This is a genomic window from Marinobacter sp. M5B (genome assembly GCF_042604615.1).
GTDB lineage: Bacteria > Pseudomonadota > Gammaproteobacteria > Pseudomonadales > Oleiphilaceae > Marinobacter > Marinobacter salarius.
In genome coordinates, this window is record NZ_CP156894.1 from 1279327 (window position 1) to 1291398 (window position 12072).

Below are 12072 nucleotides of genomic sequence, written 5' to 3' on the forward strand. Positions count from 1 at the left end.
CTTCAGCTTCAGGTAAGGCGCCGGGTTTTGGCGCTTTTGTCACATTCAGTAGGGAATCAGTTATGACGTTTAAGGAAAACGGCTTATCCGCCTTCCGAATCAGTCTGCTTGCGGCTGCAGTAGGCACCTCTGGCCACGCCTTTGCCCAGGACGAGAATAACGCAACGAAACTCGAGGAAATTCAGGTCACCGCTGAGAGGGAAGGGCCGCAGGGACCTGACTATGGCTACGAGGCGGAACGAAGCCTGACGGCGACCAAGACGAACACGCCGCTGGCTGAAACACCGCGGTCGGTTTCCGTTGCTACCAAGGAGCGCATCGAAGACCAGAATGCCCAGACGTTGTCCGATATTCTCTACTACATGCCGGGTGTTTCCTCGACCAAGTTCCCGGTCGGTGATGGTCTTGCCGGTGACATTTTCTATATTCGCGGTATGAACCAGCGCGACTACGGCTACGGTACCTACCGCGATGGCCTCAGGGTTCAGCCCAACGCCTACTCCACCTCGGCAGAGCCCTTCGGGCTTGAGCGGGTTGAAGTGTTCAAGGGCCCCACTTCCGTACTGTACGGTGAGAACGTGCCGGGCGGACTGGTGAACCTGGTGAGTAAGCGTCCCACCGAGACCGATCAGGGCCAGGTAAACCTGAGCTACGGCACCCATGACCGCAAACAGGTATCCGCTGATATTTCCGGTGCGATGACCGATGATGGCAAGGTGCTGGGGCGCATGGTGTTCCTGAGCCGGCGATCCGATACCCAGACCGACAGCGTGCCGGACGACCGGCTTTACTTTGCACCGTCCATGACCCTGAAACTGACCGATCAGGACACCCTGACACTGCTGGTCTCCTATCAGAAAGACGATACCGAAATTCAGTTGGGGCTACCGGCAGGCGGAACCGTGTTGGATCACCCCGCCGGTCAAATCGACCCGTCCACCAATCTTGGTCATCCGGAGTGGGATACCTTTGATCGTGAGGTCTGGTCACTGGGCTATGAATACGAGCACCAGTTCAATTCTGACCTGACCTTCCGGCAGAACGCCCGTTACCTGCGTTCCCGTATTGAGCGCAAGGAAGTCTGGTGGGGGTTCCCTGGGGATGGGTTTGATGATTTCGTGGGTGCGTATGGCCGTGACCGGTTTAATGAGTCGCGTACCTATTCCATCGACAACCAACTGGTTGGAGATCTGCAGATCGGCGCTACCGAAAACACCTGGCTTGCCGGTGTGAGCTTTGATCGCACCAGTTTTGATCAGACCCAGGATGTCGGTTTCAGCGATATTCAATTTATCAACATCTATGACCCGGTTTGGGCCCGGATCCCGGGTACCCCGACCACCTCCAGCGACGGTGAGGAAATTCAGAACCTGGCTGGTGTTTATGCACAGGTGCAGAGTCGGGTCGGTAACCTGATCGGGCTACTGGGAGGGCGTTTTGATTACGCCGAAACTGAATTTGATAATCGTCTGCCGGGAGGCGAGGACTTCGACTTCAACGACAAGGAGTTCACATGGCAGGCCGGCCTGATGTACGAGTTTGATTTTGGCCTTTCGCCTTACCTCAGCTATTCCACTTCGTTTGTGCCAGCTCGCCAGACTACGACGGATAATGAAGCCCTGGAACCGATCACAGGTCGGCAGTATGAAGCCGGCTTCAAGTACCAGCCGCCGGGCTTGGATACGCTGGTGACCGTTTCGGCGTTTGATATTGTCAAGAAGGACGACGTCAATTATGACGGTTCCATTGGTGCCTATCGGAACGTCGGCCGTACGGAATCCGAGGGTGTCGAGTTTGAACTCAACAGCGACATCAACGAGAACCTGAGCCTGCTGGCCACCTACACCTACACCGACGCAAAGATCGTCGAAGATGAATCCTTCCCTCGCTATGAGGGCAGGCAGGTCGTGGGCGTCCCGCGCAACCAGGCTTCGCTCTGGGCCAACTACAAATTCTTCGAGGACCTGTTGCGTGGCGTGGAAGCTGGCGTCGGTGTGCGCTATGTCGGCGAGTCCTACGCCTACCCGTCTGATACTCTCGCCTACCCGTCACGACTGGAGACCGACGAGGTCACCCTGGTGGACCTGGCTCTGGCCTACCAATTCCTTAACGGTTGGGAGACCCGCGTGAACGTCCACAACCTGTTTGACGAGGAATACGTCGGCGAATGCAACAATGCGGCGCGTTGCTACTATGGCGCTGAGCGCACCGTTCAGGGCACGGTTTCCTATAACTGGTAGTGCCTGAGCCGGCGATGTGCTGACGGCGGTCGTGCCTTCCTGCGGCTGCCGATGCCATCGCCGGATTCTCTGCACCCTGATGAATGGATGTTGGTGTGACTGCGGTAAATCAGCAAATTGAAGGTGGCCAGGTCAAGGCGACGAACCGCCGACTGTGGCTGGCGACTGGGGCGGGAACCCTGGCCTTGATAGCCCTGCTGTTATGGCAGGGCTTTTTCCGTTATCCGATGCCGGAGGCCGGTGCCTGGTTGACCCCATGGCAGTCGTCACCGTCCCTCGATGGCCTGCTGCTCTGGTGGGCACAGTTACCCCGAGTTATTGCAGGCCTGATCGTCGGTGCGGGGTTGGGTATTGCCGGCGCCCTGATGCAGTTGATTACCCGCAATCCGCTGGTGTCGCCGGATCTACTTGGTATCACGGCGGGCGCCCAGTTTGGGGTCATCCTGGGGATGATGCTGCCAGCGGCGTTTGCCCTGCCGCTGGTCTTCCTGGGTGGTCTTGTGGCCGCGATGCTGACGTTCTTTTTTGCCGGCGGCAGTCGTACGACGCCCCTGCGCCTGGTGTTGGCCGGCATGGCCATGGCACAGATCCTTTACGCCCTGTTGACGCTGTTGCTCACCCTCAATGAACGGGCGGCCTTTGTGGTGGCGATCTGGGACACCGGGTCACTCAGCCAGTTCGGTTGGGCCCGGGTGCAATTGGCACTGTCGATGGTGCCGCCATTGCTGCTCGCTCTTGCGTTGCTGCGGCGACCGCTGAACATGGCTCTGTTGGGAGATGCCCAGATGCGGGTGCTGGGGCTGTCACCCCGCATGCTTAAAGCGGTGGTTATCCTGATAGGCACTCTGCTGACCGCACTGGCAATTCATATCGCCGGGCCGCTGGGGTTCATTGGTCTGGTTGCGCCGAACCTGGTGCGCTACGGATTTGGCGTACACTGGCCATCACGGTTGCTGCCGCTGGCTGCGCTTTGGGGCGGGGTCCTGACTTTGTCCGCGGATGTGGTGGTGGCTGCTGTGGCGGAGGTGATGGAACTGCCTCTGGCGACCTTGTCGGCGGTTCTTGGCGGCATCGCGGTCATGCTGTTGTTGCGGTTGACCCGCAGCCGCCAGTTTCCGGTTCAGGCAGCCCTGGGGTCAGGGGAGCCTGCCGGGAAAAAGCTTTCCGCCGTTGCGATCGTGGTGATACTGACGATGATGCTGGGCGGTGGGCTGGGTTATGGCGTGCTAGGTGGCGACGCCATCAGCCTGACCATGCTATTGGCGGGGGATGGAGTGGCCTGGCAGTTGCTGGACCTGCGGTTGCCCCGGCTGATGGTGGATGCCGCCGGGGGCGCCTTGTTTGCCTCCAGTGGTCTGATTCTACAGGGAGTAACCCGCAACCCACTGGCGAGCCCCAGTGTGTTGGGGGTCAGCCAGATGTCCGCACTGGCGGTGTTGGCCGGGATCATGCTACTGCCCGAACTCGCACCGGGCTGGCGCCTGCCCTTCGCCTGGCTTGGGGCGACCGTGGCACTGACCGTCGTCATTCTGCTCAACGTTCGTCATGGTCTCGAGCCCTTGCGGCTGATTCTGACAGGCTTCGCTCTGACCGGTGTTGCTGCGGGGCTCACCAGCCTGTTGATTGGCTTTCACTCCCTGAACATAACGCTCGCGCTGATCTGGATGGCTGGAAGCAGCTACGCCACTACCTGGGGTGATGTATGGGTGTTGTTGCCCTGGTTGTGCATCGGCCTGGTGCTGGCGATGTTGGCGCGTCGGTGGCTGGACCTGCTGGCCTTGGGAGATGGGGTCGCGGACAGTCTGGGTGTGGGCGCCGCCCGTAAACGCCTGCTACTGCTTGTGCTGGCCAGTTTCATGATTGCTGCGGCTGTCAGTGTGCTTGGGCCGGTGGCTTTTGTTGGGCTGCTGGTGCCTCATGCTGTGCGGTTGCTGGGCTTCTATGGCTATCGGGATCGGCTGATCGTGACGCCATTGATGGGCGCGGTTTTGCTGATCCTGGCCGATGTGGGGGGGCAGCGATTGTTGTCACCGCTGGACGTGCCACTTGGTGTGATGACCGCCACAATAGGGGCGCCGATTTTCCTGGTGCTCCTGACCCGAACCTACTTTCGTAAAGCATGAGAGCCGGAATGACGTTAATTGCAGCCATTGCACTCTGCCTCGTATCTCTGGTCGCCAACGCCGAACCACCGAAGCCCATCGTGGCCGCGCAGTCAGAGACGATTCCCGACGAGCCTCTGCGGATCGTCAGTCTGGATGATCTCACCACGGAGATTCTGCTGGCGCTGGGTATACAGCCGGTGGGTGTTGCCAACCCGGACAGCTATCGCTGGCAGGGCAAGCCTCTGGCTGACAGTCTGGATGGCGTGGAATCCCTGGGAACGCCGCAACAACCCAACCTGGAACGTTTGGTCGGCCTGCAGCCGGACCTGATTCTGGGTGTGTCCAGCCTCCATGTCAGCCTATTTGACCGCCTTGACCGGCTGGCGCCCACAGTGATGTATCGGGTCTCCCTGGAACCGTCACCCCGGGATGCCGTAGACGTTGGAAAGGCGATTCTGGGGCACTTGGCGGCCCTGACAGGGAGAGAGGCTGAGGCGGAGGTGGTTGTTGCCCGGCTGGAACAGGTCCTGGATAAGGGAAGGCGGGTGGCTCGTGAAAGGGGGATGGCCGGAGAGCCCATCGCAGTGCTTTACCCATTGGCAGAGCAGGGGCTGTTTATTGTTTCGAATGAACAGACGCTGGTCGTCAGCCTGGCGAACCGGCTGGGCGGCACCAATCCCTGGCCATTGCGGGAAGGCCACACCATCCACCAGCGGATTGAAATCCACGCGCTTGCCCAGGCACCCGATGCCCATATCTTCATGATCGGCAATTTCAGTGGAGCACCGATGTTTGAATCTCCGCTCTGGCGAGCTCTGCCGGCGGCGCGGAAGCATCGCTACGGCTTCCTGGCAACCAACTACTGGTCGTTTGGTGGGCCGCTGACCGCCACCGTCATCATGAAGCAGATGATTGATGTGATGAACGGGATGGGCTCAGACAGGCCGTCGCCCTAAATTTCCGGGTGCCCCGTTCGTCTTGGAGAGTATGGGAGGGGCGGTCTGCCCCTGCAGTTACAGGTCAGGCGAGGTACGTCATGAGTTTCGATAGCGAGAGCACCATTTTTCAGGTTGTCATTAACCACGAAGAGCAATACTCCATCTGGCCGAGCTACAAACCCATTCCCGAAGGCTGGAAAGCGATAGGCGTGGAGGGGGATAAGGCCTCCTGTCTCGCGCACATCCGTGAAGCGTGGACGGATATGCGTCCCAAAAGCCTGCAGGATGCGATGGCCGGAGGTTGAAGCCGATGAATTCCATCACGGCCAGAACAGCGCCTGAGGCGTTGGCCATCGAGGACGGTGTTCCGCTCAAGGTCAGCCCGCTCACGACGGATACCGGCCTGGAGCAGGTTGCTGGAGCAATTCGGGAGCTGGTCGAGCACCGACTGGAAAAAGACGGTGCCATCCTGTTTCGCGGCTTTTCAGCGCCCGGCGTTGAGGGCTTCCAGTCGTTTGCCGGTTCTTTTGGTCATCCGCTGCTCAGTTACGAGTTTGGTTCAACGCCCCGCAGTCAGGTGACCGGAAAAGGTGTGTATACCTCAACGGAGTATCCGGCTCACAGAAGCATTCCACTGCATAACGAGCAGGCCTATACCACCGAGTGGCCAATGCGGATCTGGTTCTATTGTGCTCGGGCGGCCGAGCAGGGCGGGGAGACCCCCATCGCGGACAGCCGAGAGGTCTATCGCCGGATCGATCCGGCCCTGCGCCGGCGTTTCAGTGAACGGGGGCTGACTTACGTCCGCAACTATGGCAACGGCCTTGATGTGGATTGGCAACAGGTGTTCAACACCGACAGTGCCGAAGCGGTTGAGGTTTTCTGCCGACGGCAGGGTATTGACGTAACCTGGAAAGACGATGGTTGTCTGCGCACGGCTCAGCGCTGTCAGGCAGTTGCCCGTCATCCCCGTACCGGCGACAAGGTGTGGTTCAATCAGGCGCACCTGTTCCACTTGTCGGCGCTGGATGAGGAAATGCAGGCGATCCTGCTGGAAACCGTGGGCGAGGACAATCTGCCCAGAAACGTTTACTACGGCGATGGCGGCGCCATTGAGTCCTCCGCCCTGGAGGAAGTCCGGGGTGTTCTGGATGAATGTCGCGTGGTCTTCCCGTGGCGCAGTGGCGACATCCTGATGCTGGACAATATGTTGATGGCCCATGCGCGGGAACCCTTCGCCGGCCCCAGGAAAGTCGTCGTTGCAATGGCCGAGGGGCATGGGCTTTCCAGCAATCCACAGAATCCGGCGCTTCGAGAGGAGGTAACGTGAGTACAGCAGATACTTTGGAAAACCCGGGTGTTCCGATACGACCGCAAAAACCCGTTGGTGAGGTGTACCGCCGCCATGATACCCAGTTGTGCAGTTGGATTTCTTTTCGTACGTTGGATGTCCGGGAAGATCTGGCGCGCTTCAATCGTTGGCAGAACTCCCCCAGGGTCGAGTATTTCTGGGAGGAGAGCGGGTCGATGGAAGAGCATCGCAGGCATCTGGAGGTCCTCGCGAAGGACCCCCATTGCCTGCAACTGATCGGCTGTTTTGATGACGAGCCGTTTGGTTTTTTCGATGTCTATTGGGCCCAGGAAGATCGTATCGGGCCCCATTGTGAGGCCGGATTGTATGATCGTGGCATCCACATGCTGGTCGGGGAGGATCACCATCGTGGCCCTCACAAAGTGGCGTGCTGGCTGCCGTCCCTGGTGCACTACCTGTTTCTGGATGAACCCCGGACACAGCGTATCGTCTCCGAACCTCGGTCCGACAACGACCGCATGATTCGCCACCTTCAGAATACCGGCTTTGATCGGGTCCGGGATTTTGATTTCCCCCACAAACGAGCCGCGCTCATGTCACTTTCGCGGGAGCGCTTCTTTGAACGGTCTTCGATGTGTTAGGTTCCTTCCTCTCAAACAGCTTTACGCAGGCTGATTCATGACTATTCGTGCGCTTGCCCCCCTGTTCGTCGGGGATTTCGAACATTACCGGGACATACTGGTTCCGCCGGATGATCCGCGGCCAGCAATTCCTGTCCGGGAACTGATAACCACCGATGGCCTGGCGTGGCTGTTGGAACATTATCGCCGCTTTCAGCCAGGTGATGACCGGCGGGCATTGGTTTCCCAGTGGTCCCGCACATACTTCGTGAAGCTGATCGTGCCGACTGTGGCGGCGAACATGGTGCTGGGGCATGAGCTGCCAGTGGCACTCGACAAGCTTGAGGTTATTCTGGGGGATGACGGCTTGCCGGAAGCCTTCCGGCTACCCCATGAGGGACAGCCCTTTGCGAGCAAGCCCGAAGGGCCTTTCGAACGCTTTAAGGAGCTGCTGGACGGCAACTTCGAACCACTTATCGAGGGCTGGAACCAGCAGGTAAAGCTGTCCAGGAAGGTGTTGTGGAACAATGCCGCCAATTATGTTGAGTGGTTGGTTCATGCCATGGCTGGCCTTGGATTGCCGGCGGAGATGCTTGCTGACGGCAAACAGCTGATTGAATCAGAGCGCCGCCCGGATGGTGGCAAAAACCCGATGTTCAGCCCGGTACGCTATGTGGAACGCTCATCCGGGCCTTCGCCCCTGCGTCAGCGGCGTCAGTGTTGTATCCGTTACCGGCTGCCGGAGCTGGCGCTGTGTGAGAATTGTCCCCATATTGATAAACCGCCTAAAGGGGCCCGGCTTCCGGAAAGCCTGGTCGAGCAGGCCTGAGCAGAACAACCAATCGGTTTAAAAGCGGCAGGGTACCAAACGGCGGGGTTCAGGCGATGGCAATGTGTGCCCCATCGTTATGAGGGTGAGGCATGACAGACATGGAAATACCGTAGATGGATTCCAGTGTGCTGGTGTTCATCAGCTCTTTGGGCGCACCCTGCGTCAGTAACTTTCCGCTGTGGAGTGCGACCAGGTGGTCACAGTAGGTGGCGGCCATATTGATGTCGTGCAGAACCACAACGACACCCATGTCCAGCTCCCTGCCCAGGTTGCGAACCAGCGACAGGACTTCCACCTGGTGGGCAATATCAAGTGCGGAAGTGGGTTCGTCCAGCAGCAGATACCGGGCGTTCTGGGCGATCAGCATGGCCAGCCAGACCCGCTGGCGCTCGCCCCCAGACAGTTCATCGACGTTGCGGTGGGCAAACTGTTCCGTATCCGTCAGTGCCATGGCTCGGTTCACCTGGGCCCGGTCTTCGGCGGAAAAGCGTCCGAGTGCGCCATGCCAGGGGTAGCGGCCGAAACGTATCAGATCGATAACACGCAGGCCTTCTGTCGGTGGCAGCTGTTGCGGCAGGTAAGCGATCTGCCTCGCCAGGGGTTTGTCGCCCCACGATTCCAACGGTTTACCCTCAAGGGAAACCTGGCCTGATGTCGGCGTCAGTTGGCGGGCGAGCAGTTTTACCAGCGTGGATTTTCCAGAGCCGTTGTGCCCGATCAGCCCAACCACCTGACCATGCTTAATGGTCAGGTCGATCGGATGGAGCAGGGTCTTTCCATTGATCTGCCAACTGACGGCGTCCAGTTTAAACATAGTGCCTCTGGCGGGAGATTGAGAGAAACCGTGATCCTATCTCAAATGGTAATGGTTATCAATTGTGGTGGTTGGCGGGAACCACGATCAGGCTGATCAGGCGGTCGTGCTCCTGCACGAACCGGGCTTCCAGTTCCGTATTCGTAGGCCACTGTTCGGAAAGGTGGGTGAGCAGGCGCAATCGTGCTGTGCCATCCGGGTCCCATGACAGCACTTCCGCGTGCTCGAAGTAGAAGCGCTTCTGAACCAGCGGATACAGCGCCTTGAAGAGCGTTTCCTTGAGGCAGAACACCAGAGTGATGAAATGCCCTGCATGATTGGCCAGTTCCGAACGAAACCGTGTCTGCTCTGAAGGGGTCAGGATTTGCCGGCAAAGCGGCAGGGCGCGTTCATCGGGCATGATGACTTCCGCGTCCAGGCCAACTCCGGCGTAGTCCTGTTGCTGGCCGATAACCGCCGCAGCCCAACCCCGGGTGTGGGTGATCGAGCCCACGCAGCCAGTTGGCCATACCGGCGCCCGGTCATCGCCGAGGGCTGGCACCACCGGTTGCCCCGTGGCGCGCAGTAAGCCTTCGCGGGCGCAGAAACGGCCAGCCAGGTATTCCGCCTGGCGTTTGGCAACAGCCCTTTCCACCGACGGTGGTGGGACGATGTCACTGATCGTGAAGTCGTCCGGTTTGAGGTTATCGGGGTCAAAGTCCAGGCTGATCAGCTCAAGCCCCGGCAACGATTGCGGCCAGGGCCACCGGTCATCCGGGGTACTGCAGCATGCGGGCACGAGGCTCACCGTCAGAACGCTCCAGCGCGGTCAGACATTGAACCGAAAGTGGACAACGTCGCCGTCCTGGACGATGTATTCCTTGCCCTCAAGGCGCCACTTGCCGGCTTCCTTGGCTCCGGCCTCACCGTTGTACTTGACGAAGTCATCGTAGCTCACCACTTCGGCGCGGATGAAGCCGCGTTCGAAGTCGGTATGGATCACGCCTGCCGCCTGTGGTGCGGTAGCGCCCACTTTTACCGTCCAGGCGCGGACTTCCTTCACCCCTGCGGTAAAGTAGGTCTGAAGGTTCAGCAGACCGTAGCCGCCGCGAATGACCCGGTCCAGGCCAGGCTCGTCCATGCCCATTTCTTCCAGGAACATGGATTTTTCGTCGTCTTCCAGTTCGGAGATTTCGGCTTCTATCTTGTTGCAGATAGGCACCACAACTGCGTTCTCGGATTCCGCAATCTTTTTCACGGTGTCCAGGTGAGGGTTATTCTCGAACCCGTCTTCGCTGACGTTGGCGATGTACATGGTTGGCTTTACGGTGAGCAGGCAGAGTTCGCGGATCAGTGCCATCTTCTCTTTGTCGAGATTCATGCTGCGAACCGGTTTGCCTTCGTTCAGCACGGGAAGCAGGGTGTCGAAGACTTCAAGCTGAGCTTTGGCCTCTTTGTCGCCGCTTTTTGCGACTCGCTGAACCCGTTTGATAGCCTTCTCGACGGTTTCCAGATCGGCCAGGGCCAGTTCTGTGTTGATGATTTCGATATCCGACGCCGGGTCAATCTTGTTGGCGACGTGAATGACGTTGTCGTCCTCGAAGCAACGCACCACATGGGCAATGGCGTCGGTCTGACGGATGTTGGCCAGGAACTGGTTGCCCAGGCCTTCGCCTTTCGAGGCACCTTCTACCAGGCCGGCGATATCCACGAATTCCATTGTGGTTGCCACCACCTTTTCCGGCTTTACGATGTCAGCGAGCTTGTTGAGGCGGGGGTCGGGCATGGCCACGACGCCGGCGTTAGGCTCAATGGTGCAGAAGGGGAAGTTTTCCGCGCCAATACCGGATTTGGTCAGTGCGTTGAACAGGGTGGATTTGCCGACGTTGGGAAGGCCGACGATGCCGCAGTTAAATCCCATGGAATGCCTCTGCTGGTGCTGGAAAATTTGGGCGGATTATACCGGTTTGAAGCTGTGCAAGCGATTCATCGCAGCGGGAAGTTTGCCGCTGGCAGCGTCCGGCAGTACGCGAATGATTTCGTCGATCAGGGCGTTGAGTTCTTCGGTTTCCCGTTTGCCCAGGCGGCCGAGAACATAGCCTGTGACCTGGCGGCTGTCGCCGGGGTGGCCGATGCCGATGCGCAGGCGCTGGAAGTCGTTGGTGCCGAGGTGAGCAATGGTGTCCCGCAGGCCGTTGTGTCCACCATGGCCGCCGCCTTTTTTTAGCTTGGCGGTACCCGGGGGCAGATCGAGCTCGTCGTGGGCAACCAGAATCTGTTGGGGCTGAATCTTGAAGAAGTCCGCCAGTGCCTTGATGGAGAGGCCACTGCGGTTCATATACGTGGAAGGGTTCAGCAGGTGCAGGTCGAGACCCTGAAGCTGAATTCGGGCGTAGAGCCCGTGGTATTTCTTTTCGGGGCGGAGCGACTGGCCCGTTTCACGGGCCAGTGCTTCCACGAACAGGGCACCGGCGTTGTGGCGGGTATTCGCATAGTCGGGGCCGGGGTTACCCAGTCCCACCACCATGAGGATATCCTGTGCCATCTGCCGTTGCCCTCATTCGTACAGGAGCGATTACTCCTTGTCTTCGCCTTCTTCACCCGCTTCGCCGTCTTCGCCTTCGTCAGTATCTTCTGTCTTGGCAGCGCGCGGCTTGTGGATTGCAACGACTGGCAGGTCGTGGTCTTCACCCTGCAGCAGAGCCGCAATACGAACGCCTTTCGGCAGTTTGAGGTCGCTCAGGTGAACAACCTGGTCCATCTCCACGGCAGTCATGTCGACTTCGAGGAACTCAGGCAGGTTCTGCGGCAGACAGATCACTTCTACTTCGTTGATCTGGTGGTTGGCAACGCCGCCCTGGAGCTTGATGGCCGGTGCAGTTTCTTCGTTCAGGAAGTGCAGCGGTACGTTAACGTGGATTTCGTGATCCTTGTCAACGCGCAGGAAGTCAGCGTGGGTCAGCAGCGGCTTGTACGGGTGACGCTGCAGATCCTTCAGGATCACGCTTTCTTTCTTGCCTTCCAGTTCGATGGTCAGAATGTGTGAGAAGAAGGCTTCGTTTTCCAGAGCTTTTTTCAGCTCGTTGTGCCAGATGGAAATCGAAACGGCTTCTTTCTTCCCGCCATAAATGATGGCCGGAATTTTACGCTCCTCACGACGCAGGCGGCGGCTCGCACCTCTCCCCTGATCGCCACGAGGAAATGCTTCGATAAGAAATTCCTGAGACATGGT

At 58.9% G+C, this 12072-nt stretch carries 11 protein-coding genes and 1 pseudogene; 7 read left to right on the top strand and 5 right to left on the bottom strand.

The window, feature by feature from the left end; genetic code table 11:
- The first annotated feature begins 62 nt into the window (after window positions 1-62).
- The 7 genes and pseudogenes from AAGD24_RS05695 to fhuF all read left to right on the top strand — a co-directional run bounded on the left by AAGD24_RS05695 (window position 63) and on the right by fhuF (window position 8044).
- Window positions 63-2240 (top strand): TonB-dependent siderophore receptor, encoded by a 2178-nt coding sequence (locus AAGD24_RS05695; protein ID WP_379866812.1) that lies wholly within the window; start codon window positions 63-65, stop codon window positions 2238-2240.
- A gap of 95 nt (window positions 2241-2335) precedes the next feature.
- The gene (locus AAGD24_RS05700) at window positions 2336-4363 is read left to right on the top strand and encodes an iron ABC transporter permease (RefSeq protein ID WP_379866814.1); all 2028 of its coding nucleotides are present in this window, start codon (window positions 2336-2338) and stop codon (window positions 4361-4363) included.
- An 8-nt stretch (window positions 4364-4371) separates the two neighbouring features.
- The gene (locus AAGD24_RS05705; protein ID WP_085681518.1) at window positions 4372-5301 is read left to right on the top strand and encodes an iron-siderophore ABC transporter substrate-binding protein; all 930 of its coding nucleotides are present in this window, start codon (window positions 4372-4374) and stop codon (window positions 5299-5301) included.
- A gap of 80 nt (window positions 5302-5381) precedes the next feature.
- Window positions 5382-5588 carry an MbtH family NRPS accessory protein gene (locus tag AAGD24_RS05710; protein ID WP_075196014.1) on the top strand — a complete coding sequence of 69 codons (207 nt, stop codon included), beginning with the start codon at window positions 5382-5384 and terminating at the stop codon, window positions 5586-5588.
- 5 nt (window positions 5589-5593) lie between these two features.
- A complete protein-coding gene (locus AAGD24_RS05715; RefSeq protein WP_379866816.1) occupies window positions 5594-6613 on the top strand; it encodes a TauD/TfdA family dioxygenase in 1020 nt (339 codons plus the stop codon).
- A gap of 32 nt (window positions 6614-6645) precedes the next feature.
- Window positions 6646-7236, top strand: a pseudogene (locus tag AAGD24_RS05720) (GNAT family N-acetyltransferase); the annotation flags it as partial.
- Window positions 7237-7273: 37 nt separating this feature from the next.
- Window positions 7274-8044: a siderophore-iron reductase FhuF gene (fhuF, locus tag AAGD24_RS05725; protein WP_379866818.1), complete on the top strand. Its 771-nt coding sequence runs from the start codon at window positions 7274-7276 to the stop codon at window positions 8042-8044.
- A gap of 49 nt (window positions 8045-8093) precedes the next feature.
- Here fhuF and AAGD24_RS05730 read toward each other — a convergent pair whose 3' ends face one another.
- From AAGD24_RS05730 to AAGD24_RS05750, 5 genes are read right to left on the bottom strand one after another with little or no spacing between them, the layout of a single operon-like run.
- Window positions 8094-8861, bottom strand: a complete 768-nt coding sequence (locus AAGD24_RS05730; RefSeq protein WP_075196011.1) for an ATP-binding cassette domain-containing protein — start codon at window positions 8859-8861, stop codon at window positions 8094-8096.
- A 58-nt stretch (window positions 8862-8919) separates the two neighbouring features.
- Complete coding sequence (locus tag AAGD24_RS05735; RefSeq protein ID WP_379866820.1) at window positions 8920-9648, bottom strand: 4'-phosphopantetheinyl transferase; 729 nt, start codon at window positions 9646-9648, stop codon at window positions 8920-8922.
- 21 nt (window positions 9649-9669) lie between these two features.
- Complete coding sequence (gene ychF / locus AAGD24_RS05740; RefSeq protein WP_075196009.1) at window positions 9670-10761, bottom strand: redox-regulated ATPase YchF; 1092 nt, start codon at window positions 10759-10761, stop codon at window positions 9670-9672.
- 36 nt (window positions 10762-10797) lie between these two features.
- Entirely contained in the window at window positions 10798-11385 is a 588-nt protein-coding gene (pth, locus tag AAGD24_RS05745) for an aminoacyl-tRNA hydrolase (protein ID WP_041333474.1), read from the bottom strand.
- A 30-nt stretch (window positions 11386-11415) separates the two neighbouring features.
- The gene (locus AAGD24_RS05750; RefSeq protein WP_036205694.1) at window positions 11416-12069 is read right to left on the bottom strand and encodes a 50S ribosomal protein L25/general stress protein Ctc; all 654 of its coding nucleotides are present in this window, start codon (window positions 12067-12069) and stop codon (window positions 11416-11418) included.
- Window positions 12070-12072: the final 3 nt, after the last annotated feature.

Coding starts and splice junctions, on each gene's coding strand:
- AAGD24_RS05695 (WP_379866812.1), top strand. CDS start 63: ATGACGTTTAAGGAAAACGGCTTATCCGCCTTCCGAATCAGTCTGCTT.
- AAGD24_RS05705 (WP_085681518.1), top strand. CDS start 4,372: ATGACGTTAATTGCAGCCATTGCACTCTGCCTCGTATCTCTGGTCGCC.
- AAGD24_RS05710 (WP_075196014.1), top strand. CDS start 5,382: ATGAGTTTCGATAGCGAGAGCACCATTTTTCAGGTTGTCATTAACCAC.
- AAGD24_RS05715 (WP_379866816.1), top strand. CDS start 5,594: ATGAATTCCATCACGGCCAGAACAGCGCCTGAGGCGTTGGCCATCGAG.
- fhuF (WP_379866818.1), top strand. CDS start 7,274: ATGACTATTCGTGCGCTTGCCCCCCTGTTCGTCGGGGATTTCGAACAT.
- AAGD24_RS05730 (WP_075196011.1), bottom strand. CDS start 8,861: ATGTTTAAACTGGACGCCGTCAGTTGGCAGATCAATGGAAAGACCCTG.
- ychF (WP_075196009.1), bottom strand. CDS start 10,761: ATGGGATTTAACTGCGGCATCGTCGGCCTTCCCAACGTCGGCAAATCC.
- pth (WP_041333474.1), bottom strand. CDS start 11,385: ATGGCACAGGATATCCTCATGGTGGTGGGACTGGGTAACCCCGGCCCC.
- AAGD24_RS05750 (WP_036205694.1), bottom strand. CDS start 12,069: ATGTCTCAGGAATTTCTTATCGAAGCATTTCCTCGTGGCGATCAGGGG.